We start from the raw sequence: 25207 nt of genomic DNA on the forward strand, positions 1-25207 counted from the left end.
CCGGAGGCCATCACAGTGCATCTGACTCCCCGCGAGAACGAGCGGCTCCAGCTGTTCACCGCCGCGGAACTCGCACGCCGGCGCCGCGCCCGCGGCCGCCGCCTCAACGCACCCGAGGCCATCGCCCTCATCTGCGACGAGGTGCTGGAGGCCGCATGGGACGGGCTGAGCATGGCCGAGGTCGTCGCGGTGGGCCGCGCGGTCCTCACCGAGGACGACGTGCTGGAAGGCGTGCCCGCGATGGTGCCCACCGTGCAGGTCGAGGCGCTCTTTCCCAGCGGCACGGCGCTGGTGGCGGTCGACGGTCCGATCGGGGCCGGGCCCGCGGCGGCCGGGCCGACAGCGGCGGAGCGGCCGGCGGAGGAGTCCGCGGCGGCGGCCGCGTATCCACCGGGTGCCGTCCGTACGGCGGCCGCGCCCGTACGCATCAACGAGGGCCGCCGCAGGCTGCGGCTGACCGTGCGGAACACGGGCGAGACCGCCGTCTACGTCTCCTCGCACTATCCCCTCGGCGAAACCAACGCGGCACTGAGCTTCGACCGCGAGGCCGCCGCCGGCATGCGGCTCGACATCCCCGCGGGAACCGCCCTGGTCTTCGAACCGGGCGGCGAGCGCGAGGTCGAGCTGGTGGAGGCACGTACATGAACACGCCCGAGCACCCGCCGCGCGAGATCGACAGGCGCACCTACAACGCGCTCTACGGCCCCACGACGGGCGACCGGATCCGCCTCGGCGACACCGGCCTGTGGGTGGAGGTCGAGACGGACGACGGAACTCCGGGCGACGAACTCCTCGGCGGCTGCGGCAAGACCGTGCGCGACGGCCTGCTCGCCTCACCCCGCTCCGACCGCGACTCCGCGCTCGACATGGTGATCACGAACGTGGTGCTGCTGGACCCCCGGCTCGGCGTGCGCAAGACGGACATCGGCGTGAAGGACGGCCGTGTCGTGGCGGTCGGCGGAGTGGGCAACCCGGACGTGATGCCCGTCGACTTCGCCGTCGACTCCCACACCTCGATGGTCCCGGGCGAGGGACTGCTGGCGACCCCGGGGATCGTCGACAGCCATGTGCACCTATCCTCCCCGGAGATCGCGCCCGCCGCGCTCTCCGCCGGCGTCACGACCGTCGTCGGCATGGGCCTCGGCGGGATGTGGGAGATCGGCTGCAACCCGGCCCACAACCTGCACACGCTGATGAGCGCATGGCGTGGCACACCCCTCAACGTGGCGTTCCTGGCCCGTGGTTCGTCCTCCTCGCGCACGCTCCTGGACGAGATCGTGCTGGCGGGCGCCGGCGGCTTCAAGATCCACGAGGACTTCGGGGCGACTCCGCGCATCGTCGACACCTGCCTGGACGCGGCCGAGCACGCCGACCTGCCGGTCGCGCTGCACACCGACTCGATGAACGAGTCCGGCTATCTGCGCGACACCGTCGGCGCGACGCGCGGCCGCACCGTGCACGCGTACCACGTGGAGGGCGGCGGCGGTCACCCGGACCTGCTGGAGATCCTCTCCGAGGCGAACATCCTGCCCTCGTCGACGACTCCGACAGTGCCGTACACGGTCAACACCGTCGAGGAGCTCTTCCCGATGACGATGACCGTCCACCGGCAGAACCACCACATCGAGAGCGACGTGGAGGTCTCCAGGGGGCGCATACGCGCGCACGCGATCGCCGCCGAGAACTCCCTGCACGACCTCGGCGCGATCAGCATCGTCAACTCCGACTCGATGGGCATGGGCAGGATCGCGGAGACGGTCCGCCGGACCTGGCAGCTCGCGCACCTCCAGGCGCTGCGCAGCGGCGAGAGCGGCGTCGGACACAGCGCCAACGCACGGGTGCTGCGCTACCTGGCGAAGATCACGCTCAACCCGGCAGTGGCACACGGGATTTCGCACGAGGTCGGCAGCGTGGCGCCCGGGCAGCTCGCCGACATCGTGCTCTGGCACCCCGCCTGGTTCGGCACCAAGCCCGAACTCGTCATCAAGAGCGGCTTCGTGGCCTGGGGCAACACCGGGTCGGGCTCCGGTTCGACGCGGCTCACACAACCCCGCAGGTACCGCCCGTACTACGGCGCGCTCGGCGACGCGGCCTCGCAGCTCGCCCGGGTCTTCGTGGGCGCCGAGACGCTGGCGGACAGCGCCGCCCGCAACTCCCTGCCACGGGGCCTGCGTTACGCACCCGTACGGGACAGCCGCGGCCTCGCACGAGCCGACATGCTGCACAACACCGCGACGCCACGCGTCGAAGTGCCCCGCTCCCCCGGCCCCGTCCTCGTCGACGGCGCACCCACCGCGACCGAAGCGGCCACGGAAGTCCCGCTGGCCCAACTCCACCATCTGGCCTGACACCTGGAACCCGAACACCTGCAGCCCGAACACCTGGAGCCCGAACACCTGGAGTCCGAAGCCGTACAGGCAGGGAAAGAGACGAGGGACACCACCGCATGCGACTTGATCTGATCGTGCGAGACGCGAACATCCTGACGCTGGACGGGAACCGTCCGGCGGCCCGGGGCCTGGGCGTCCTGCACGGACGGGTCGTCGGCCTCGACGAGGAGATCGAGGGCCTTCGCGCCGAGCGCGTCCTGAACGCGGACGGGGCCACCGTGGTGCCGGGCTTCAACGACGCGCACTGCCACACCGCCTGGTACGGGCTCACCCTCTCCCAGCTCGACCTGTCGGCCGCCCGCTCCCTGGACGAGGTCTACACGGCGGTCGAAAGCCATGCACGCACGCTCCCGGACGGCTCGTGGGTCGTCGGCGCGGGAGTCGACCACCACAAGACCGGCGGCCGTCCGCACCGCGACGCGCTCGACCGCGCCGCCGGCGGCCGTCCCGTATGGCTCAAACACACGTCGGGACACCTGTGTTACGTGAGCACCGAGGTGCTGCGGCGCGCCGGAGCGCTCGACCCCGGCTTCGAGGCGCCGGACGGCGGGGTCGTCGCCCGGGACGCGGACGGACGCCCCGACGGGCTCCTGGAGGAGACCGCACAGCAACTGGTCCAGGACCAGGTGCTTCCGTACTCCGTCGAGACCGTCGCCGACGCCGTGCAGGCGGCCACCCGCCGCTACCTCGCCGAGGGCGTCACCAGCTTCACCGAGGCCGGCATCGGCGGCGGCTGGATCGGGCAGACGCCCGTCGAACTCGCCGCGTACCAACTCGCCCTGGACACCGGCAGACTGAACGCACGCGCCCAGTTGATGATCGCCTCCGACGCGCTGCATCCGATCGGCGGAGCCCACCCCGGCGACGGCATCACCACGGGGCTCGACCTCGGGCTGCGCACCGGCCTGGGCGACGACCGGCTGTCCATCGGCCCGGTGAAGATCTTCCTGGACGGCTCGCTGCTGGGCCGTACGGCGGCCGTGACCGAACCCTTCTGCGGCTGCGGCCACTCGGCGGACACCGGCGCCGCGGACCGGACCGGCTACTTCCAGCAGGACCCGGAGGCGATGGCCGGACTCGTGGTGGCCGCGCACCGTGCCGGCTGGAGCGTCGCGGCGCACGCCATCGGCGACCGCGCCGTCGACCTGGCCCTCGACACATACGAGCGCGCACAGCGCGAACACCCCCGCGCGGACGTGATCCACCGCGTCGAGCACGCCGGGATGGTCCGCCCGGACCAGCTGACACGCTTCGCCGGACTCGGCGTCGTCCCCGTGCCGCAGCACAACTTCCTTGCCGCCTTCGGCGACGCGATGGCTGCCAACCTCGGCCCGGAGCGCACCGGTTGGACGTACCGGCTCGGCTCGTTCCTCGACCTCGGGCTGAGCGTGCCCGGCTCGTCCGACCGGCCGGTGGCGCCCGGTGCGCCGCTTCCCGCCATCGAGGCGATGGTGCGCCGGCTGACCGAATCGGGTGCGCCGTTCGGGCCTGACGAGCGGGTGCCCGCCGAGAGCGCCCTGCGCGCATGGACGGCCGGATCGGCCGACGCCACGGGCGCCGCGTCCCGGAAGGGCCGCCTGCGACCCGGCATGCTCGCCGACTTCGCCGTACTCGACGCCGACCCCCTGCGTACCGACGCCGACCGCATCGGCGCGATCAGCGTCCTGGCCACCGCCGTCGGCGGTGCCACCGCCCACGACCCGCACAGTCTGGTCACCGTCCCACCCCGCTCAGAAGGCAGGACCGCATGAGCACCTCCAAGTCCCCGTCCCCGCCCCCTTCTTCGTCCTCGTCGTCGGCTTCGTCCTCGTCCGGGCCCGCCGACGCCGCCCGGCCGACGGCGAGCCCCTCCGACATCAAGCGGCTGCTCTCGGCCGCGTTCATCGGCACCGCCCTTGAGTGGTACGACTACTTCCTCTACGGCACCGCCGCCGCCCTCGTCTTCAACAAGCTCTTCTTCCCCGACCTGGATCCGGCCGTCGGCACGATCGCCTCGTTCATCACCTTCGCGGTCGGCTTCGTCGCCCGCCCCATCGGCGCGGCGATCTTCGGGCACGTCGGCGACCGGTACGGGCGGCGCACTGCGCTGATCATCACCGTCGTGCTGATGGGCCTGTCGACCGGCCTCATCGGCCTGCTTCCCGGCTACGGCTCCATCGGCATCTGGGCACCGGCGCTGCTGGCCACGCTCAGGTTCCTGCAGGGCATCTCCGTGGGCGGCGAGTGGAGCGGCGCGATGCTGCTGACGCTGGAGCACACCCCCAAGGAGAAGCACGGCAGTTACTCCGCCGTCCCCCAATTCGGCTCCCCCGTCGGTACGTTGCTCTCCAGCGGCGCCTTCGCGCTGGTGGGGATGCTGCCCGACGACGCGTTCTACTCGTGGGGCTGGCGGATACCGTTCCTGTTCGCCTTCGTGCTGCTCCTCGTCGCGCTCTACATGCGGCTGCGCATCGAGGAATCCCCCGTGTTCAAGGCGATGATGGCCGACAGCGAGCAGAACGGACCGCCGCCCGCCCCGCTGATCGAGGCCTTCCGCCGCACCTGGGGCCGCATCCTCATCGGCGTCGCCGCCGCCTTCCTCGGCATCGGCGGATTCTTCCTGCTGACCACCTTCATCATCTCCTACGGCACCGAGCAGCTCGGTATCGACAAGTCGGTGATGCTGAACGCCACGCTCGTCGGGGCGGTCGTCGAGATCGGCGTGCTCTACGTCGGCGGCAGGATCGCCAACCGGGCCGGCCCGTGGAAGGTGTGCGTGGTCGGCGGCCTCGTCTCCGTGCTGGCCGCCTTCCCCACGTTCTGGCTGGTGGACACGGGCGAGACTCCCCTCGTCGTCCTCGGGGTCGCGCTCGGCATCGGGGCGATCTCCATCCCGTACGCGCCGATCGGTGCCGTCGTCGCCGGGATGTTCCCCGAGAACTTCCGCTACAGCGCCGTGGCCATGTCGTACAACCTGGCGGGCGTGATCTCCGGGTTCGTGCCGCTGGTGGCCGCATCGCTGCTCGGGCTGTCCGGGGGCGCCTCGTGGAGCGCGGCGCTGCTGCTGATCCTCATCGCGGCCTGCACCGCCGTGGGTTCGTACCTCGCGGGACCGCAGCTGCGGCGGCGCCTCGGCCACGACCCCAGCAAGCAGCACGAGACGTCGAAGGCCATCGCTTGACTTCCTCCCCTTCCTGATGGAGGGGAGTCCCTACGGCTTGCGCCGTGGGGGTTTCTGCTTCGTCGCCGACCGCCCCGTCCAGGAGGACTCCCGTTGAGGTCTTACACCAGCTCCACAGACAGACACCGCCAGCCCGGCGGCCAGAAGGTTGCGTGCGGCGTTCACGTCCCGGTCGTGGGTCGTGCCGCAGTCACACGTCCAGGTGCGGACGTTCAGCGGCATCCTCTTGGCGAGGGTGCCGCAGTGGGAGCACAACTTGGAGGAGGGGAAGAAGCGGTCCACCGCGATCACTTCCCGCCCGTACCACGCTGCTTTGTACTCCAGCATGCTGCGGAACTCCGCCCACGCGGCATCGCTGATGGCGCGGGCCAGGCTCCGGTTCTTGACCATGTTGCGTACGGTCAGGTCCTCGATCACGAGCGTTTGGCTATCGCGCACGAGTCGAGTGGTCAGCTTGTGCAGGTGATCCCGCCTGCGGTCGGCGATCTTCGCGTGGACGCGGACGACCTTCGCCCGGGCCTTCGCCCGGTTCGCCGACCCCTTGGTCTTGCGGGACAGCGAGCGTTGCGCCTTCGCCAGCCGGGTCCGGTCGCGGCGCTCATGCCGGGGGTTGGCGATCTTCTCTCCGGTGGACAGGGTCAGCAGGTGGTCCAAGCCGACATCGATCCCGACTGCGTTCGAGTTCACCGCAAGTGGCTTCACGGCCGGGTCGTCGCACAGCAGGGAGACGAACCAGCGCCCCGCAGCATCGCGGGAGACAGTCGCCGTGGAGGGCACCGCCCCACTAGGCAGTGGCCGCGACCAGACGATGTCCAGCGGCTGGTCCATCTTCGCCAGCGTCAGTTCGCGCTCGCGGTAGCGGAAGGCGGAGCTGGTGTACTCCGCCGAGGCGCGGGATCTCCGCTTGGACTTGAACCGCGGGTACATCGCCCGCTTGGCGAAGAAGTTGGTGAACGCCCGTTGCAGGTGCCGCAGCGTCTGCTGCAACGGAACCGACGACACCTCATTGAGGTAAGCGAGTTCCTCTGTCTTCTTCCACGCGGTCAGCATCGCGGACGTGGCGTTGTAGTTGACACGCTCCTGCCGCGCCCACGCCTCGGTACGGGCGGCGAGCGCCATGTTGTAGACCTTCCGCACACAGCCGAAGGTGCGCGACAACTCAATTGCCTGCGAATCAGTCGGATAGAAGCGGTACTTGAATGCCCGCTTCACCTGCAATTCCCCCATCTTTCACATGATAACCCGTCAGATCATGACTGCAGCAGGCACCCGGCAGCACACCCCGATTCCTCCTGTCGGCGAACCGACGCCCCTTGCCCTGCCCCGCAGGAGTCCGTTTCTCCCCTTGGCTCCTCTCCCTGGCTTCGCCGGGAGGTGCCCCCCAGAGGCAACCCCACCCGCGCCCCAAGGCGGGGGTATCCACGGAGGATTTCCTATGACGGATGAACCCCTCGCGCGCACCGGCGGACGGATACTCGTCGGCCAACTGGCGGCGCACGGCGTGGAGACGGTCTACGGCGTCCCGGGCGAGAGCTACCTCGACGTCCTGGACGCGCTGCACGACTCTCCCGTACGGATGGTCGTGTGCCGCCAGGAGGGCGGCGCCGCCTACATGGCCGAGGCCACGGGCAAGCTCACCGGACGTCCCGGTGTCTGCTTCACCACGCGCGGCCCCGGCGCGGCCAACGCGCTGGTGGCGCTGCACACGGCGGATCAGGACGCGACGCCCCTGGTGCTCTTCGTCGGCCTGGTGCCGCGCGGCCACACCGGCCGCGCGGCGTTCCAGGAGTTCGATCTGCGCGGCACCTTCGGGGCGCACGCCAAGCTGGTCGAGACGGCCGACGACGCGGCACGGCTGCCGGAGATCACCGCCCGGGCCTTCGCGGTCGCGGCCGGCGGCAGGCCGGGGCCCGTGGTGATCGGACTGCCCGAGGACATGCTCACCGACACCGCCGAGGTTCCGGACGCGGAACCGCTGCCGGTTCCCGAGGGCGCCGTGTCACCGGACCAACTCCACGAGCTGGATGCCCTGTTGGCGCAGGCGGAGCGCCCGCTCGCGGTGCTCGGCGGCAGCCGCTGGACGGACGCGGCGCGTGCGGACGTACGGGCCTGGGCCGAGTCGTGGTCGCTGCCGGTCGCCGTCGACTTCCGCTGCCAGGATCTGATCCCCGGGGACTGCGAGATCTTCGCCGGGAACCTCGGCTACGGACGCTCCGACGCGCTCGCCGCCCGGCTGGCCTCCGCCGACCTTCTGGTGTGCGTCGGCGCCGCCCCCGGCGACGTCAGCACGGACGGCTACACACGGCTCGCGCCGCAAGGGGACGAGTCGCGGGACGGGGCGACGGGAGAGGGGGCGGCAGAGGACGGGGCGACGGGAGACGGGACGCCCGAGGACGGGACGCCGGAGGACGGTGCGCCCGCGTCCTCCCGCGGCGGCACGCGCTCCCGCCGGATCGTCCATGTCCTTCCCGACTCCCCGCCGCCCGGCGCCTGGCACCGCCCGGACCTCACACTGCTGGCCACGCCCGCCGCGTTCGGCAGGGCCGTCGCCGACCGCAAGCCCGCCGCGCCAGTCCCCTGGACGGACGTCACCCGCGCCGACCGCGCCGCCCACCTCGACTACCGGCGGCCACTGCACGACCCCGAACCTCTCGACCTCGGTGCCGTGTTCGCCACGCTCGACGCCCGGCTGGACGCCGACGCCGTCGTCACCTTCGGCGCCGGCAACTACGCGCTCTGGGCGCAGCGCTTCCTCACCTACCGCCAGGGCATGCGCCAACTCGCGCCCCGTAACGGCTCGATGGGCTACGGCGTCCCCGCTGGCGTGGCCGCCGCCGTCGCCCACCCGGGGCGCCAGGTCGTCGCCTTCGCCGGCGACGGCTGCTTCCTGATGAACGGACAGGAACTCTCCACCGCCGTCGCCGAGGAGGCCGCACCACTGATCCTCGTCGTCGACAACGGCACCTACGGCACCATCCGCAAGCACCAGGAACTGGCCTACCCCGGCCGCGTCAGCGGCACCGACCTGGTCAACCCGGATTTCTCCGCCTACGCCCGCGCCTTCGGCGCACACGGCGAAACGGTCACATCGACCGGGGAGTTCGCCCCCGCCCTGGAACGCTCCCTCGCCAACTGCCGGTCAGGCAGAGCCGCACTGATCTCCCTCCGCCCCGCGGAGGGGCGCCTGGCCCCGGGCGCCACGGTCGGCTCGCTGCGCGCACAGGCGGGCGGCGGCGCGGGTGCGGGGGCCGGCGGCGGATGAACCGCCGCGGGCGGCCGCTCGGTTACAGGAAGCGTTTCAGGAAGGCCTGGGTGCGCGGGTTGGAAGGGCGGTCGAGAACGGACGGCGGGCCGCTCTCCAGGACACGGCCCTCGTCCATGAAGACGACGCGGTCCGCGGCTTCCTTGGCGAAGCTGATCTCGTGCGTCACGACGACCATCGTGAGACCGTCGCGCGCCAAGTCCCGCATGGTGGCGAGCACTTCACCGACCAGCTCCGGGTCGAGCGCACTGGTCGGCTCGTCGAAGAGCATCAGCTTCGGCTGCATCGCCAGGGCGCGGGCGATCGCCACCCGCTGCTGCTGGCCGCCCGAGAGCTGCCTCGGATAGGCGTCGGCCTTGTCGGACAGGCCGACGCGGCGCAGCAGTTCGTACGCCCGCTCCCGCGCCTCGGCCTTCCGCCGGCGCAGCACCCCCACCGGTGCCTCGATGACGTTCTGCAGAACGGTCTGATGGGGGAAGAGGTTGAAGTGCTGGAACACCATGCCGATGTCGCGCCGCTGACGCGTCACTTCGCGCGGACGCAGATGGTGCACGCGGCCGCCGTGCTTGCGGAAGCCGATGAGCTGTCCGGCGACGCGCACCGAGCCGCCGTCGGGCGTCTCCAGATGGTTGATGCAGCGCAGAAACGTGGACTTCCCCGAGCCCGACGGCCCGAGCAGCACCACGACCTCCCCCGCCGCGACGTCCATGTCGATGCCCCGCAGGACCTCCAGCTGACCGAAGCTCTTGCGTACGCCACGGGCGCGCAGCATCTGCGGCTGTGCGGGAGCGTCCGTCCCGCCGGCGGAGGTGGCGTCCTGGGTGCCGGCGCGGGCGCTCATGCTGACTCCTTGGGGCCGTGCGGGTCCTGCGGGTCCTGCGGGCCGTGCGCGTCCGGTACGCGGGCCTCCGCCCTCGCAAGGGCAGGCCGCCGCCGGAAGGCGGCGAACGCCCAGAAGCTCTGCGGGGCGTCGCGGGTGGCGCCGCGTGCGTAGTGACGTTCGATGAACGACTGGCCGACGTAGAGCACGGAGGTCATGACCAGATACCAGAGGCACGCCACGATGAGCAGCGGAACCGTCTCGAAGGTGCGGTTGTAGATGGACTGCACCGTGTAGAGGAGGTCCGACAGCGCGATCACGCTCACCAGCGATGTGGCCTTGAGCATGTTGATGACCTGGCTGCCGGTCGGCGGGACGATGAAGCGCATCGCCTGCGGCAGGACGATCCTGCGGAGGCTGCGTGACCGGCTCATCCCCAGCGCGTCGGAGGCCTCGGTCTGCCCGGGGTCGACGCCGAGCAGCCCGCCGCGGACGATCTCGGCCATGTACGCGGCCTCGTTCAGGCCGAGGCCGAGGATGGCCGCGAAGAGCGGGGTGATGAGGTGGTTGGTCTGTTCGCTCGCGAACTCGGGCCCGAACGGCACCCCCACGGAGATGCGCGGCAGCAGAGCGGACATGTTGTACCAGAACACGAGCTGAACCAGCACCGGAACGCCGCGGAAGAACCAGACGTACGCGCCGCACACGGCCCGCAGCACCGGGTTGTGCGACATCCGGCCGACCGCGACCAGCACCCCGAGCAGGATGCCGATGACCATGGCGATGACGGTGAGTTCGATCGTGGTGGCGATTCCCTTGCCGATGATCTCGGCGGTGAAGTAGGCGCCGACCGTGTCCCATTCGAAGTTGGGGTTGGTGAAGAGGAAGTGGAAGAGCTGGGCGGCGAGTACGGCCAGTACGGCGACGGCCAGCCAGCGCAGCGGATGGCGGACGGGCACGGCGCCGGCCACGTCCACATCGGCATCCCCAGCCGCCGCGTCCGGGTTCCGGCCCGGAGCCGTGTCACGGCCCGCGTCCGTCTTCGGTTCCGGCTCCGTCTCCGGCTCCGAGTCTGCGCCCGGCTTCGCTTCCCCGTTCACGCCCGGGCCCCGGGAATCGTCGCGGGTGCCTGGTGGCGGCTGCGCGGTGGCCACGTGGGCTCACCTCCTGTCTTTCGGTCGGCACGGGTCGGACGAGTCGGGACGGGCCGGGGACGGGCCGGGGACGGATCGCGTACGGGTCCGGAGGTCGGGTCGGGTCGGGCCCTGTCGCGCAAACCTTGCCGGTCACGCCCTGGGTCACGCCTCGCCGCCGAGGTTGACCCCGGGCTTCTTCAGGGCGTTGTCGCTGGTCCCCCACTTCTTCATGATCTTGCCGTAAGTGCCGTTGTCGATCAGCTTGTTGATGGCCTCCACCAGCACCTTCCGCAACGGTGAGCCCTTCGGCACGACGGCCCCCTGGTAGAGGTCCTCGAAGCCGTTGGCCTCGCCCGTGCCCGCCAGTTCGAGTGTGCCCTTGGCTTCCTTGACGAAGTAGGTCAACGGGGCCTGGGAGGAGAAGAAGGCGTCGGCACGGCCGGATCGTACGGCCAGTACGGAGCCCGGCTGATCCTTGTAGGACTGGACGCGCACGGCCTTCCTCCCGTCCTTCTCGCACCGTTTGGCCTGCTCCTTGATGACGCCCTCGGCGCTGCCGCCGCTCATGACGGCGATCCGCAGGCCGCAGGTGTCCGCGAGGGACTCGATCTTCTCGGGGTTGCCCTTCTTCACTGCGAAGACCACGTACTCCTGCACCCAGTCGACGAAATCGTTCGACTTCTGGCGGTCCTTGAAGTCACCGATCGGGCCGAGAGCGAGGTCGTAGCGCCCGGCCTTGATCCCCGTCAGCGAGCTGGGCAGGCCGTCCGCCGTCACATGGCTGATCTTGACGCCGAGGAGCTGCCCGAGGGCGGTTGCCAGGTCCGCGGAGGCGCCGGTCAGGCTGCGGCCGTCGGAGCCGGCGATCTCGTACGGCGGGAACGATCCGTTGTTGACGGACGTCATCTTCCCCGCCTTGCGGATCTTCTCGGGGAGCATCTTGCTCAGCGCGGGGTCCTTCTCCAGCTTGGGCAGGGCGACTTCCCCGGCTCCCGCTCCGTCCTTCCCGGACGACGACTCCTTCGTGCCGCCCTCGGCCTGCGGCGGGTTGCTGCCGCAGGCGCCAAGGGCGAGGCAGGCCAGGGCGGTTGCGGCCGCCGTCGCGACGGTGAGCGGCCCTCGGCGCGAGCGTGTACGAGACACGGTGCCGCCTGAGGCATTCGGCTTGTTCAGGATCTTCATGGCAGTTCTCCCGGGGCGAGGAGTTCGGGGCTGACGGCGAAGCGGCGGTTGGCGAGGACGGGAAGGGCGCGGCGCGCCGCGATGGTGGTCTCCGGGTCCGTATCGGCCCAGGCCAGGCCGGGCGCGGAAGAGAGCCGGGACCGTACGGTGCCGAGCGGGTCGACGATCATGCTGTTGCCGATGTTGCGGGGCCCGCACTCGCCGCTGGCGGCGACCCAGCAGGTGTTCTCCAGGGCGCGGGCGGCGAGCATGACTTCCCAGTGGCGTTCCTTGGCCGGTCCGCGCACCCAGGCGGCGGGCAGGGCCAGGACCTCCGCACCGGCGTCGGCCAGCAGCCGGGCCAGCTCGGGGAAGCGTATGTCGTAGCAGGTCATCAGACCGACCTGGGTGCCTGCGACGTCGATGACGACGGGCGGTTCGTCGGCGGGCCGCACGTGTGCGGACTCCCGCTCGCCGAAGGCGTCGTAGAGGTGGATCTTCCGGTAGCGGGCGACGAGTTCGCCGTCACGCAGCGCCACCAGCGTGTTGAACACGCGGCCGTCGCCCGAAGGTTCGTGGATACCGGCGACGACGGTCGTGCACCCGCCGGCGGTGCTCTCACGCAGGCCCGTCACGAAAGGGCCGTCGAGTGGCTGGGCGACCTCGCGTATGCGGTGCCGCTCGTCGTCCTGACCGAAGCGTGCGAGCACTCCTTCGGGGAGTACGAGCAGATCGGCGGCACCCTGCTCGGCCTGCTCGATCAGAGCCAGGCACGCGAGCAGGTTGTCCTTCCAGTCGGGTACGGCAGTGAACTGGCCGACAGCGGTACGCATTTGACGTCAGACTCCGTGGTTCCGGGCGGCGGCACCGACAGGCGCGGCCGGCTGGGGGTCCCCCCGCCGGAGGCAGGGGGAGGACGAGGCCGGCCCGGCCGGCGTGGCAGGGGCCGCGAGGGCGGGGTCGGGGAAGAGGATCTCCGGGTCGACGGGCTCGGGCAGGATGCCCTGTTCGTGCAGCTCCGTACAGAAGGCGCGGATCATCGCGGCGTTGCTTCCGGTGCCGTACGGCATCCAGTCGTCGCCGAAGATCCGGGCGGATTCGGTGAGTTCGCGCAACAGCCACGGTGTGGTGTCGGCCAGGACGCGGCGGCGCGCGACCCAGTGGCGCTTGGACCTCTCCAGCGCGTCGAGCAGCAGCCGCGGCAACTCCGGCCGCGCGTCGGCCACTTCGCGGCGCAGTGCGACGAGGTGGATTCCGGGGACGAAGCCGTGCTGCTTCCAGTAGTCGCGTTCGGCTGCCGCGTGGTCGGTGAGCAGATGCCGGAAGCGGCTGTCGCGCGTGAAGAACTCCGGCGGCATGAAGGGCGTGAGCACGGCGTCGAGCCGCCCGGCCGCCAGCTCCTCCACCAGGGACGAACTCCCGGGCAGTACGGCGACGTTCGGCGGGAGCGGGCGGCTGCCGAGGCGATCCTTGCCGCTCTCCTCTGCCGTCAGCGGCCCTATCCGCCACTCCGCGTCGGCCGTCCCGATCCCTTCGGCCCGCAGCAGCGCCCGCGTCCAGGTGTTGCCGGAGTCCGGCCAGCCGGTGAGTCCCACGCGGGCGCCCGCGAGTTCGGACAGGGCGGTGCGCGGGCTGTCGGCGCGGACGAGTACGCAGCGGTGCCGGAAGCCCCGCATGACGAAGGCGGGCAGCGCCACGAGGCGGTCGTCGCCGGCGGCGCGGGCCTGCACATAGCGGCTGAAGGACGTCTCACCGCCGTCGAGTCCGGGTTCGGCGAGGACGTCGGGCGTCGCCGTCTCGCGCGAGTCGATCCGGATGGTGAGCCCGGGGGTGTCCACAAGACCGGCCGCCAGCGGTACCAGGTGGTCCCAGTCGCGCAGCGCCAGGCGGAGAACCGGATCGGACACGTCGTGCTCCTCACTCCCAACGGACCGGCGGCCCGCGGCCGGCCGAACACCCCGGGCCGGAGCGTTCCGCCCCGCCGGCACCCGGCCCGTACCGCCGTGAACTGCGGTGAACGGCCCATTCGTCCAGACGCCCGATGGCCGGGCGCAATCGGAGGCTATTGTTCAGCCGATGAGGCACACAAGAGTCTTTTTGTTACCGAACACAGTGTTCGTCGACGCCGTGCCGCCCGGCTACGCTGCGCACGGCGGCGGCGCGGGATGAGGCGTGAGGAGAGTGGTGTGATGGCCAGGAGCACCACGGTCAGCGCCCGTGAGCCCGGGCCGACCGGCCCCTCGGCCGGGCAACTCGCGGACAGGCTCCCCGACTGCAGCGCCCGCGGCATCGCCGCGGCGATGACCGACCTGATACGCAGCGGCGAACTCGCCCCGGGCGCCGCCCTCCCGACCGTGCGGGCGCTGGCGGCCCGGCTGGGCGTGAGCCCCGGGACCGTCGCCGACGCATGGGCAGTGCTGCGAAAGCACCGCATGATCACCACACTCGGACGCCGCGGCAGCATCGTCAGCGGACCGCCCACGGTCGCCCACCCCGTCCGCTACGAGCGCGTCGGCGACTTCGGCGACCACCTAACGCAGGACCTGGCCATCGCCGCTCCGGACCCCGCGCTGCTGCCGCCTCTCGAAGAGGCACTGCTGGCCGGCGCGCGGACGCCCCGCCTCAACCACTACTCGCGCACGGCGATCACCCCGGCCCTCCTCGAAGCGGTGCGCGGCACCTGGCCGTTCACCCCGGAGGCGTGGCTGGCGGTCGGCGGCGGCTTCGAGGGCGTACATCTGCTGTGCCAGGCGCTGCTCGTCCCCGGGGACCGGGTCGCGGTCGAAGAGCCCACCGCCGTACGGCTGCTGGACATCCTCGACGCCCTCGAAGTGCGCACGGTGCCCGTGGCCTGTGACGACGAGGGGCCGCTGCCGTCGTCGCTCACCGAGGCCCTGGACGCGCGCCCCGCGATGTTCCTGCTCCAGCCGCGCGCCCAGACTCCCTGCGGCTGGTCCCTGAGCGAGCCGCGCGCCGGTGCGCTGGCCGCCGTACTGGAGGACGCGCCGAACGTGACGGTCCTGGAGGACGACGGAACCGGCCCCCTTGCGGCACGGCCCGCGCACAGCATCGGCAGCCTGCTGCCGGACCGCACGGTGCTCGTCCGTTCGTACTCCAAGGCGTACGGGCCGGATCTGCGCCTCGCCGTGCTGGGCGGCCCGCACGGCATCGTCGAGAAGGCGCGGGTGCTGCGCACGTACGGAACCGGCTGGACCAGCCGCATCCTTCAGGACGCCCTCGCACATCTGCTGACCGACGAGGCCACCGCCGTACATGTGGAGAGAGCGGCGCACCACTACGAGCAGCGCCGCACCGGGCTCGCCGGCCGGCTGGCCGCGCTCGGCATCGGCACCCGGAACGAGGACGGGCTCTCGCTGTGGATTCCCGTCGCCGACGAGACCTCCGCGCTCGTCACGCTCGCGGCACGGGGGGCGACCGCGTCGCCCGGGAGCCACTTCGTCACGTCCACGGCACACCCGCCGCACCTTCGCGTGGCCATCAGCCGCCTCACCGAGGATGCGGCGTCCCTGGAGACCACCGCGGAGCTCATCGCCCTGGCCGCGCGCACCGACCGCGCGCCGTGAGCCGGCGCTCAGCCCGTCCCGGGTCCGTGCTGAGATTCCGCTGAGCTCGCGTCCCGTCGTCCCGTACACACGTACGCTTGCCTCCGGAGCTACACACGACATATCGTGTTCCTGCACGAACGCGATATGTCGCCGTGTGGCCGTTGCCGTGTTGCCGCGTCGCCCGTGCCGCCGTGTCCCGCTCGCCGCCGCCGTACGCCTATCCGGGAGGCCGCCGTGTCCGAACGCTCCTCGTGGCCGATCTCCGAACCGCAGACGATGGAGATCGACGACCGCATCGAATCGCTCCAGGTCCGCATCGTCGGCGGCAGCGTCAACGTCGTCGGCAGCGACGCCCCCGGCACCCGGGTCGAGATCAGCGAGGTGAAGGGGCCACCGCTCCTGGTGACGCTCGAGGACGGCGAACTCGTGATCGCCTACGAGGACGTGCCCTGGAAGGGCTTCCTCAAGTGGCTGGACCGCAAGGGCTGGAACCGGCACGCGGTCGTCTCGGTGTCGGTGCCCTCCGACGTGCGTCTCTCGGTCGGCGTCGTCAGCGCCGGCGCCTTCGTCTCGGGCATCGCCGCGCGTACGGACGTACGCGGGGTCAGCGGCGACACCACGCTCGTCGGGATCGACGGGCCCGTCCGCGCCGAGACCGTCTCCGGCAACGTCGAGACCCAGGGCCTCAGCGGAAGGATCGGCTTCAACTCCGTCTCCGGCGACCTGACGGTCATGGACGGCCGGTCGGCCGTGAAGGCCGACTCGGTCAGCGGCTCCATGATCCTCGACCTCGACACCGGGGGCAGCGACGTGGAGACGGACATCGCTCTCGGCACCGTCTCCGGCGAGGTCGCCCTCCGCCTGTCCCACCCCGTCGACGCCACCGTGGAGGCGAACACCGCGAGCGGCGCCGTCTCGAGCGCGTTCGACGAGCTGAAGGTCGAAGGACTGTGGGGCGCGAAGAAGCTGACGGGCACCCTGGGCACCGGCAGCGGCCGTCTCCGCGCCGACAGCGTCTCGGGCTCCATCGCCCTCCTGCGGCGCGCGGAACCGCTCCACGACGACGACCTCCTCCTCAGCAAGGACGCCTGACATGTCTCCCGTCTTCGCCCACGGCCGTCTCCGCCTCTATCTGCTCAAGCTGCTGGAGGAGGCACCACGGCACGGGTACGAGGTGATCCGGCTGCTGGAGGAGCGCTTCCAGGGCCTGTACGCACCGTCGGCCGGCACCGTCTACCCGCGCCTCGCCAAGCTGGAGGCGGAGGGGCTGGTCAGCCACACCACCGAGGGCGGCGGCCGCAAGGTCTACTCGATCACCGACGCCGGACGCGCCGAACTCGCCGAGCGCGAGGAGGAGTTGGCGGAGCTGGAGGTCGAGATCAGCGCCTCCCTGACGGCACTGGCCGCGGACATCCGCGAAGACGTCAGCGGCTCCGCCCGCGACCTGCGGCACGAGCTGCGCGAACAGGCCCGCCGTACGCGTAAGGAGTCCGGATCCGCGGGCAGGGCCCGGGCCCGTGCGGGCGCCGCCGACAAGGAGGCGTGGCAGCAGGCGAAGGAGGAGATGAAGCGGGCCAAGGAGGAGTGGAAGGAACAGGCCCGCCGCGCCTGGCGGGAGACGCAGCAGGCCAAGCGCCAGGCGAAGGAGGCCCAGGCACGCGCGGCCGCCGTCGAAGAGGTCCAGCGCATCGCGCGGCAGGTGCAGGACCAGGTCCAGTCGCGGGCGAAGTCCGGCGACTGGCCGGGCGCGGTCCGCGAAGGCATGTCCCAACTGACCCGTGAAATGGGGAACTTGGGCCGCCTCACCGAGCAGGTCACGCCCTGGTTCCCGTATCTGCGCCAGGAGCCGCCGTCAGAGGGCGAAGCCGCGCACCCCGCCTGGGCCAAGGAGGACGACGGCCCCAGCGACGATCCGGAACGGGACCTGGAGCGCCTCCTGGACCACTTCCGTGACGACGTACGGGACGCGGCACGCGATCACGGCGTGAGCGACCACCAGCTCCGCGAGGTCCGCCGCCGACTCGCCACCACGGCCGCCCACTTGGGCGCCCTCCTGCGCGACCCGGACGCCTGCGACGACGCGGAACCCGACGGCGCCGCCGAATGACGCCGGGCACCGGCCTGGTTCCGCCGCTCAGAACAGCCCGGTGTCCAGCTCGAACCCCTGCGGCTCGGGCAACTCGATCGTCTTCGACAGCTTCGCCTCGGACCTGCGCCCGTAGGCCGAAACGCCCGCCATCCGTCCGAGCACAACTCCCATTGTCCCTGCGCACAGGCCCGCGTGTCACCGTTCTCGAAGATGATCTTTGTGGCCGCCCGCTCGCCTACCGTGATGACCCGTGAGCCGTACGGACAAACACCAACAGCCACCACAGGGAGCGGGGGACGGATGCACACCGAACTGGCAGACGAACTGAAACGCATGGCGGAAGCGGATCACGAGGCCTCCTCCGTGGCCCTCAGCGACGACTACGCCGACCAGCTCGCCTGGCGCCGGCTGACCGCTCGGCACGGCGACCGGCTGAACGCGATCATGGCGGAGCACGGCTGGCCCACGGCGGCGCTGGTCGGCGCGGAGGCGGCCCGCGCCGCCTGGCTGATCGCACAGCACGCCGACCGTCAACTGGACGTGCAGCGGAGAGCATTGGCACTCATGGAGCGCGTCGTGGAGGCGGGTGGGGCGAGCCCTGCACAACTCGCCTTCCTCCGCGACCGTACGTACGTCAACGAAGGGCGCGAGCAGCGCTACGGCACACAGATCGCGGGTGTACGGGACGGCGCCCCCGTGCCGTGGCCATGCGAGGAGCCGGAACGGCTGGACGAGCGCCGTGCGGAGGTGGGCATCGAGCCGTTCGAGGCCTACACCGCACAGCACGCGCCCACTGCACAGCACACGACCCCGGGCGCCGAGTGAGGGGACGGGCCCGCCCTCAGACCGTCAGCACGACCTTGCCGAACAGGTCGCCCTCGGCCATCTTCACGAAGCCCTCGCGGGCGCGGTCCAGCGGCAGCGTCGAGTCGATGACGGGGCGGACGCCCTTGGCCGCGCAGAAGTCCAGCAGGGAGGAGAGCTCCTCCTTGCTGCCCATCGTCGAGCCGACGACCTTCAGTTCGAGGAAGAAGACCCGGTTGAGCTCCGTGGCGGGCGGGTTGGGCCCGCTGGTGGCACCCGAGATGACGACGGTTCCGCCGGGCTTGAGTGACTTCAGGGAGTGCGACCAGGTGGCGGCGCCCACGGTCTCCAGTACGGCGTCGACGCGCTGCGGCAGCCTCGTACCCGTCTCCACGGCGGCCTCCGCGCCGAGTTCGACGGCGCGCTTGCGCTTGTCCTCGTGCCGGCTGGTGGCGAAGACCCGTAGACCGGCGGCGGCGCCGAGCACGATCGCGGCGGTCGCGACACCGCCGCCCGCGCCCTGTACGAGCACGCTGTCGCCGGGGCGTACGCCCGCGTTGGTGAAGAGCATCCGGTAGGCGGTCAGCCAGGCCGTCGGCAGGCAGGCGGCCTCCTCGAAGGAGAGCTCCTTCGGCTTGGGCAGCACGTTCCACGACGGTACGGCGACGCGCTCCGCGAAGGTGCCCTGGTACTTCTCCGTCAGCAAGGTCCGCGGCTCACGCGGTCCGACGCCGTGCCCGGTGGCGCCGATGACCGAGTGGAGGACCACTTCGTTGCCGTCGGCGTCGACGCCCGCGGCGTCGCAGCCGAGGATCATCGGAAGCGAGTCCTCGCCGAGGCCGACGCCCCGCAGCGACCACAGGTCGTGGTGGTTGAGCGACGCCGCCTTGACGTCGACGGTCGTCCAGCGGTCCGGGACGGCGGGATCCGGGCGGTCGCCCAGCTCCAGACCGTCGAGCGGTTGGTCCTTGTCGATGCGCGCGGCGTATGCAGCAAACATGATCCGGACGGTATCCCCACGGGGCGGTGACCAGCCAGCCCTCCGCCCCGCGACGCGACAGATCTCACGGCACGCCCACGGGCGCGGCGTCGGTGCTAGAGAACCTTGGAGAGGAAGGACTTCGTCCGCTCGTGCTGCGGGTTGTTCAGCACGTCCCGCGGATTACCGGACTCCACGACGACACCGTCGTCCATGAAGACGAGCGAGTCGCCGACCTCACGCGCGAAGCCCATCTCGTGCGTGACGACGATCATCGTCATACCGTCCTGGGCCAGGTCTCGCATCACGTCCAGCACCTCGCCCACCAGCTCCGGGTCGAGCGCGGAAGTCGGCTCGTCGAAGAGCATCAGCTTCGGCTCCATCGCCAGCGCACGGGCGATGGCGACGCGCTGCTGCTGCCCGCCGGAGAGCTGCGCCGGGTAGCTGTCGCGCTTCTCGCCGAGGCCGACGCGGTCGAGCAGGGCGCGGGCGCGTTCCTGCGCCTTCGCCTTCGTCTCGCCCTTGACGAGGACCGGGGCCTCCATGACGTTCTCCACCGCGGTCATGTGCGGGAAGAGGTTGAAGCGCTGGAAGACCATGCCGATGTCGCGGCGCTGCGCCGCCACCTCGCGGTCGCGCAGCTCGTAGAGCTTGTTGCCGTGCTCGCGGTAGCCGACGAGGGTCCCGTCGACGTACAGCCGTCCGGCGTTGATCTTCTCCAGGTGGTTGATGCACCGCAGGAACGTCGACTTGCCCGATCCGGACGGCCCGACGATGCAGAACACCTCGCGCGGCGCCACCTCCAGGTCGATGCCCTTGAGCACCTCGACCGGGCCGAAGGACTTGTGCACCTTCTCCGACTTCACCATCGCGTTCATGCGGCGCCTCCCGCTCCTGGGCCGGAGCCCGCTCCCGTACCACGGCTGAAGGTGAACACCAGCTGCCGCGCCCGCTGCCAGGGTGTCGCGGGCAGCTGCCGGGACGAACCACGCGCGTAGTGACGTTCCAGGTAGAACTGCCCGATGCTGAAGACCGTCGTGATCACGAGGAACCAGATCGTCGCCACGAACAGCATCTCGACGACGGCGCCGGAGTTGTTGCCGATGTTCTGCGCCTTGCGCAGCACTTCCTCGTACTGAACGACGGCACAGAGCGCCGAGGTCTTCAGCAGATTGATGAACTCGTTGCCGGTGGGCGGGACGATGACGCGCATCGCCTGCGGCAGCACGATGCGGCGCATGTTCTGCGCGTGGGTCATGCCGAGCGCCTGCGAGGCCTCGGTCTGCCCCTCGTCCACGGACTGGATGCCGGCGCGGCAGATCTCCGCCATGTACGCGGCCTCGTTGAGGCCGAGTCCCAGCAGCGCTGCCATGAACGGCGTCATGACGTCCGTCATCTCGTCCTTGTAGAGGGGGCCGAGATTCAGCGTGGGGAAGATCAGCGCGAGGTTGAACCACAGCAGCAGCTGCACATAGACCGGCGTGCCGCGGAAGAACCAGATGTAGCCCCAGGCCACCGAGTTGGTGACCGGGTTCTTCGACATCCGCATCACGGCCAGCACGATGCCGAGCACCAGGCCCATCAGCATGGACAGGACGCTGACCACGAGGGTGTTCTTGACGCCCTCCATGATCTGGTCGTTGAAGAAGAAGTCGCCGACCGAGCCCCACGTCAGGTCCGCTTCCGCGAAGGCCTTGACGATGAGCAGGAGGAGCCCGATGACGACGACGGCGGAGACGTAGCGGCCGTAGTGCCGCACGGGTATCGCCTTGATCGCCTCGGGTGCCGTGGCGGTCGGTGGCGGCACGTCGCTGGGTGCCTTGCCGGGGGGAGCGGTCATGGATGCTGCTGCCTGTCGTTCGGTGGGGGCACGTCGCGGGGCGCCCCGTCGGGGAGAGCGGTCATGAGTGCGGCCGCGCGCGGCAGGCCGGCCGCGGGTGTGCGGGCCGGCCTGCGCGGCGCGGCTCAGGTGCCGCTGTTGATCTTCGCCTCGTCGATTGCGCCGTCCTCGACGCCCCACTTCTTGAGCGCCTTCTCGTAGGAGCCGTCCTCGATGATCTTCGCGAGGGCTTCCTTGAGGGCGCCGCTGAGCTTGTCGTTGCCCTTGGAGACGGCCATGCCGTACGGCGCGGACTCCATCTGCTCACCGACGACCTCGAAGTCGTTGCCGCTCTTGGCGGCGTTGGCGGCGACGGGGAAGTCGGAGATGTCGGCGACGACGCCGCCGGCCTTCAGCCGTACGCGCGCCTCGTCGTCGTTGTCGAACGGCTCGATCGTCAGCGGCCGTTCACGGTTCTTCTTGCACTTGTCGATCTGCTTCTTGAGGATCTCGTGCGAGGTGGTGCCGCGCTGCGTCGCGACCTTCTTCCCGCACAGCTCCTCGACCGTCTTGATGTTCTCCGGGTTGCCCTTCTTGACCAGGATCGAGGAGCCCGCAGTGAGGTAGTCGACGAAGTCGACGCCCTTGCCGACCTTCTTGCCCTGGTCGTCCAGGCCCTCCTGCCGGTCCTTGGTGTCCGTCATCGACGACATGATCATGTCGAAGCGGCCGGTCTGCATGGAGGTGATCAGCCCGTCGAAGGTGCCGTTGGTGAACTCGAACCGCACACCGAGCTGCTTGCCGAGCGCCTTCGCGAGGTCGGGGTCGAGCCCGACGATCTCCTGCCCGTCCTTGTACTCCATCGGCTTGTACGCGGCATCCGTGCCGACCTTGACGACGCCCGCCTTCTGGATCTTCTTCGGCAGCTTGTCGAACAGCGGGGCCTTGGAGCCCTGCGTGTCCGCTCCGCCGCTCGCGGAGTCCGTCTGGTCGCCGCAGCCGGCCAGCAGCAGAGCGCCGGTGACCGCAACGGCTACGGGCGCGGCTATACGAGCGCGCCGGCTGCGCACGGCGGCCGGGCGTCGGGGGTTGCGTGCGGTCATTGCGGGATCCTCCTGCGGATGAGGGAGCGGCCGACCGTGCACACACCTTCGGGTGTCGCGACCGCGCGAAGGGTGCTGCCGGTGGACTGCCGGTGGATGGTGGAAATCCTGCCATCCGTTCGAGCGGTTACCGAGGACTCGCGAGTCAAAATCGGATAACGGAGGCCGGGTTCCGGATACAGGGCACTCACTCGTCGCGTACGGGGCGTCGCACTCCGTTCGGCAGCGGACCTCGCGTCTTGCGGCAGGAGACCTTCGGCACATACGCGGGCTCCGCCGAAGACCCTTCACCCACAGCCCCGTTGAGGTCGCGGTATCCCCGCCTCCCGGACACCTTCCGGCTGTTCTGTGGGCTAATGTCCGGTTGCCGGCTGCTGGTCATGGCGAAAGCGGGTCGTGACCTACGGCCTTCGTCAGGTACAAAGGTCGATTACACCCCTCACCCGGGGACCCGGGGCGCGTGTGCGGCGCGCCCGGCGTTCGCTCTTCCTCCCACTGGGCCTCACGGCCTGGGGGACACTCCCCCAGGGCCTTGCCCGGGCCCCTACCGGGCTCAGGGGCCGGCGGCCGGCGGACGTGGTTGCCCGCCCGTTCCTCAACCAGGGAGCGGCCACTCTCACAAAGGTTTTTCGACAAAGGGGTTCGACAAGTGGCAGCGGAGATCGTCAATTCGAAGGACGGGCTGGACGAGGACCTGATCGATCCGGCCTTCGCCCTGCACCGCGGGGGAAAGATGGCCGTGCAGGCGACCGTCCCGGTGCGCGACGCGGACGAACTGTCCCTCGCGTACACACCCGGCGTCGCCAAGGTCTGCAGCGCCATCGCACGCCAGCCGGAGCTCGTCGCGGACTACACCTGGAAGTCCCAGGTGGTGGCCGTCGTCACGGACGGCAGTGCGGTGCTGGGGCTGGGTGACATCGGCGCGGAGGCGTCCCTCCCGGTGATGGAGGGCAAGTGCATCCTCTTCAAGCAGTTCGGCGGCGTGGACGCGTTCCCCGTCGCGCTGGACTGCCGCGAGACGGACGAGATCGTGGAGACCGTCGCGCGTCTCGCACCGTCCTTCGGAGGCGTCAACCTGGAGGACATCGCGGCGCCCAGGTGCTTCGAGATCGAGGCCAAGCTCAAGGAGCGCCTTGATGTCCCGGTCTTCCACGACGACCAGCACGGCACGGCCATCGTCACGCTCGCGGCGCTCCGCAACGCCGCGCTGCTGACCGGGCGGCCGCTCGGCGAGCTGCGTACGGTCATCTCGGGTGCCGGCGCGGCGGGTTTCGCCATCGCCAAGATCCTCGTGGAGGCGGGTGTCAGCGACATCGTCGTGTGCGACCGCAAGGGCGTCGTCTCCCCGAACCGCGACGATCTGACCGACGTCAAGCGCGAGTTGGCGCAGTTCACCAACAAGGAGGGGCGCACCGGCTCGCTCGAGTCGGTGATGGCCGGCGCGGACGTCTTCATCGGCGTCAGCGGCGGCACCGTCCCGGAGGAGGCCGTGGCCACGCTCGCCGAGGACTCCTTCGTCTTCGCCATGGCCAACCCGAACCCGGAGATCCACCCGGACGTCGCCTCGAAGTACGCGGCGGTCGTGGCCACGGGCCGGAGCGACTACCCGAACCAGATCAACAACGTGCTCGCCTTCCCCGGCGTCTTCGCGGGGGCCCTGCAGGTGCGCGCGACCGACATCACCGAGGGCATGAAGCTCGCGGCGGCCGAGGCCCTCGCGGCCGTGGTCTCCGAGGAGTTGAGCGCCGACTGCGTCATCCCCTCACCGTTCGACGAGCGGGTCGCCCCGGCCGTGACGTCCGCGGTCGCCGCGGCCGCTCGCGCGGAAGGCGTCGCGCGCCGCTGACCGGGCTGGCGCCCGGCGCGGAACGGCAGTGGCAGTCCGCCGGCAGTCGACCGCAGTGGACCGGCAGTGAGGGCGGTACGGGCAGAACGTGCCCGTACCGCCCTCACGTGCTTACGGAGCCTCCCCGCCGGCGGCTGTCCGCAGGCGCCGTCGGGAGCGGCTACCTCAGACCCAGCACGAGCCCGTCGAGGGGCGAGCTCCACACCGTCCGCGCCTCCGCGAAGCCCGCGGCGCGCAGCAGTTCGACGTGGCGGGCCGCGGACTGCACCTCGCCGTCCGAATGGTCGCCGGTGAGCGGGTTGCCGATGATACGGAAGCGCTCGGCGACCGCGTCCGCCACCGCGGGCTCCCGGGACAGCTCGTCCCACCAGGCAATCCAGTCCCGCGTCCCCGGCGTACCGGCGGCCCTCTCGCGGCGCGCCCGGTCCGCGGCGTGCGCCGCCTCACTGATGCGGGGCGTGGTCCCGTCCGGCATGTGGTCGGCGTTCATGAAGACGCCGCCGTCGCGCAGCACTCCCGCGATCTGCCCGTAGAGCACGCCGAGTTGCTCCGTACGCAGCCAGTGCAGGGCGGTGGCGGTCAGCACGGCGTCGTACGAGCGGTGCGGGAGCTTCCGCGTCCACTGCGGGTCGGTCAGGTCCGCGCTGACGAACTCCACCCGTCCGTCGCCCGCGAAGTGCCCGCGCGCGATGGTGAGCAGGGCCGGGTCGAGATCGACCCCGGTGGAGCGCGCCCCCGGCAGACGCTCCAGCAGCCGCCGCGAGATGCTCCCGGTGCCGCAGGCCAGGTCGAGCACGGCCGGGCCGGTGCCGTCCCCGGTGCCCGATGGGCCGCCGGACACGGCAAGCGCCTCGGTCATGTCGAGCATGACCCGGAAGCGCTCCTCGCGGTCCGGCAGGTAGAACTCCTGCTGCCGGTCCCAACTCTCCTGCCACGCCTGCCAGTCCGCTTCAGCACCCGCGGTGTCCACGCCGTCCCTGTACGCAGCCACGCCGTCCTCCCGTATGTAATACCCTCAGACCGAACCTGCTCATTACCGGACACGGCCGACGATAGACCAGCAGCCGTAAGG

Annotated in this window: 21 protein-coding genes; 10 read left to right on the forward strand and 11 right to left on the reverse strand. The window is 70.8% G+C overall.

Annotated elements, in window-relative coordinates; translation table 11 throughout:
- The first annotated feature begins 15 nt into the window (after positions 1-15).
- From ACSMXX_RS09420 to ACSMXX_RS09435, 4 genes are all read left to right on the forward strand, one after another.
- Positions 16-645 carry an urease subunit gamma gene (locus ACSMXX_RS09420; RefSeq protein WP_473183586.1) on the forward strand — a complete coding sequence of 210 codons (630 nt, stop codon included), beginning with the start codon at positions 16-18 and terminating at the stop codon, positions 643-645.
- On the forward strand, positions 642-2348 hold the full coding sequence (locus ACSMXX_RS09425) for an urease subunit alpha (RefSeq protein ID WP_473183587.1): 1707 nt from the start codon (positions 642-644) through the stop codon (positions 2346-2348). The genes ACSMXX_RS09420 and ACSMXX_RS09425 overlap by 4 nt, the downstream gene beginning before the upstream one ends.
- A gap of 98 nt (positions 2349-2446) precedes the next feature.
- Positions 2447-4141, forward strand: a complete 1695-nt coding sequence (locus tag ACSMXX_RS09430; protein WP_473183588.1) for an amidohydrolase — start codon at positions 2447-2449, stop codon at positions 4139-4141.
- Positions 4138-5550: an MFS transporter gene (locus ACSMXX_RS09435; protein ID WP_473183589.1), complete on the forward strand. Its 1413-nt coding sequence runs from the start codon at positions 4138-4140 to the stop codon at positions 5548-5550. The genes ACSMXX_RS09430 and ACSMXX_RS09435 overlap by 4 nt, the downstream gene beginning before the upstream one ends.
- Positions 5551-5580: 30 nt before the next feature.
- Here ACSMXX_RS09435 and ACSMXX_RS09440 read toward each other — a convergent pair whose 3' ends face one another.
- Entirely contained in the window at positions 5581-6777 is a 1197-nt protein-coding gene (locus ACSMXX_RS09440) for an RNA-guided endonuclease InsQ/TnpB family protein (protein ID WP_473183590.1), read from the reverse strand.
- Positions 6778-6985: 208 nt separating this feature from the next.
- Between ACSMXX_RS09440 and ACSMXX_RS09445 the strand changes: the two genes are divergently transcribed.
- A complete protein-coding gene (locus tag ACSMXX_RS09445; protein WP_473183591.1) occupies positions 6986-8812 on the forward strand; it encodes a thiamine pyrophosphate-dependent enzyme in 1827 nt (608 codons plus the stop codon).
- Positions 8813-8834: 22 nt separating this feature from the next.
- On the opposite strand, the gene ACSMXX_RS09450 is transcribed toward ACSMXX_RS09445, so the two are convergent.
- The 5 genes from ACSMXX_RS09450 to ACSMXX_RS09470 form a co-directional block, all read right to left on the reverse strand.
- Positions 8835-9584: an amino acid ABC transporter ATP-binding protein gene (locus ACSMXX_RS09450; RefSeq protein WP_473184708.1), complete on the reverse strand. Its 750-nt coding sequence runs from the start codon at positions 9582-9584 to the stop codon at positions 8835-8837.
- Between the two features lie 65 nt (positions 9585-9649).
- Positions 9650-10786: an amino acid ABC transporter permease gene (locus tag ACSMXX_RS09455; protein WP_473183592.1), complete on the reverse strand. Its 1137-nt coding sequence runs from the start codon at positions 10784-10786 to the stop codon at positions 9650-9652.
- A gap of 144 nt (positions 10787-10930) precedes the next feature.
- Positions 10931-11950 (reverse strand): ABC transporter substrate-binding protein, encoded by a 1020-nt coding sequence (locus ACSMXX_RS09460; protein ID WP_473183593.1) that lies wholly within the window; start codon positions 11948-11950, stop codon positions 10931-10933.
- Positions 11947-12762, reverse strand: a complete 816-nt coding sequence (locus tag ACSMXX_RS09465; protein ID WP_473183594.1) for a nitrilase-related carbon-nitrogen hydrolase — start codon at positions 12760-12762, stop codon at positions 11947-11949. Before ACSMXX_RS09465 ends, ACSMXX_RS09460 begins: the two co-directional genes overlap by 4 nt.
- Before the next feature lie 6 nt (positions 12763-12768).
- Positions 12769-13836: a substrate-binding domain-containing protein gene (locus tag ACSMXX_RS09470; RefSeq protein ID WP_473183595.1), complete on the reverse strand. Its 1068-nt coding sequence runs from the start codon at positions 13834-13836 to the stop codon at positions 12769-12771.
- A 282-nt stretch (positions 13837-14118) separates the two neighbouring features.
- Here ACSMXX_RS09470 and ACSMXX_RS09475 point away from each other — a divergent pair, with 282 nt between their 5' ends.
- From ACSMXX_RS09475 to ACSMXX_RS09490, 4 genes are all read left to right on the forward strand, one after another.
- Positions 14119-15513 (forward strand): aminotransferase class I/II-fold pyridoxal phosphate-dependent enzyme, encoded by a 1395-nt coding sequence (locus ACSMXX_RS09475; RefSeq protein WP_473183596.1) that lies wholly within the window; start codon positions 14119-14121, stop codon positions 15511-15513.
- A gap of 258 nt (positions 15514-15771) precedes the next feature.
- Positions 15772-16587 (forward strand): DUF4097 family beta strand repeat-containing protein, encoded by an 816-nt coding sequence (locus tag ACSMXX_RS09480; protein WP_473184709.1) that lies wholly within the window; start codon positions 15772-15774, stop codon positions 16585-16587.
- Between the two features lies 1 nt (position 16588).
- Positions 16589-17602, forward strand: a complete 1014-nt coding sequence (locus tag ACSMXX_RS09485) for a PadR family transcriptional regulator (protein ID WP_473183597.1) — start codon at positions 16589-16591, stop codon at positions 17600-17602.
- A gap of 282 nt (positions 17603-17884) precedes the next feature.
- Complete coding sequence (locus tag ACSMXX_RS09490; protein ID WP_473183598.1) at positions 17885-18409, forward strand: DUF6624 domain-containing protein; 525 nt, start codon at positions 17885-17887, stop codon at positions 18407-18409.
- A gap of 16 nt (positions 18410-18425) precedes the next feature.
- Here ACSMXX_RS09490 and ACSMXX_RS09495 read toward each other — a convergent pair whose 3' ends face one another.
- The 4 genes from ACSMXX_RS09495 to ACSMXX_RS09510 all read right to left on the reverse strand — a co-directional run bounded on the left by ACSMXX_RS09495 (position 18426) and on the right by ACSMXX_RS09510 (position 22289).
- Positions 18426-19388 (reverse strand): zinc-binding dehydrogenase, encoded by a 963-nt coding sequence (locus ACSMXX_RS09495; protein WP_473183599.1) that lies wholly within the window; start codon positions 19386-19388, stop codon positions 18426-18428.
- A gap of 95 nt (positions 19389-19483) precedes the next feature.
- Entirely contained in the window at positions 19484-20245 is a 762-nt protein-coding gene (locus ACSMXX_RS09500) for an amino acid ABC transporter ATP-binding protein (RefSeq protein ID WP_473183600.1), read from the reverse strand.
- Positions 20242-21207: an amino acid ABC transporter permease gene (locus ACSMXX_RS09505; protein WP_473183601.1), complete on the reverse strand. Its 966-nt coding sequence runs from the start codon at positions 21205-21207 to the stop codon at positions 20242-20244. The genes ACSMXX_RS09500 and ACSMXX_RS09505 overlap by 4 nt, the downstream gene beginning before the upstream one ends.
- A 125-nt stretch (positions 21208-21332) precedes the next feature.
- Positions 21333-22289 carry an ABC transporter substrate-binding protein gene (locus tag ACSMXX_RS09510; RefSeq protein ID WP_473183602.1) on the reverse strand — a complete coding sequence of 319 codons (957 nt, stop codon included), beginning with the start codon at positions 22287-22289 and terminating at the stop codon, positions 21333-21335.
- Positions 22290-22938: 649 nt separating this feature from the next.
- Here ACSMXX_RS09510 and ACSMXX_RS09515 point away from each other — a divergent pair.
- Positions 22939-24135 carry an NAD(P)-dependent malic enzyme gene (locus tag ACSMXX_RS09515; protein WP_473183603.1) on the forward strand — a complete coding sequence of 399 codons (1197 nt, stop codon included), beginning with the start codon at positions 22939-22941 and terminating at the stop codon, positions 24133-24135.
- Positions 24136-24295: 160 nt separating this feature from the next.
- Here the strand turns inward: ACSMXX_RS09515 and ACSMXX_RS09520 are convergent, their stop codons facing one another.
- Entirely contained in the window at positions 24296-25126 is an 831-nt protein-coding gene (locus tag ACSMXX_RS09520; protein ID WP_473183604.1) for a class I SAM-dependent methyltransferase, read from the reverse strand.
- Positions 25127-25207: the final 81 nt, after the last annotated feature.

The organism is Streptomyces sp. DSM 116795, from assembly GCF_055792905.1.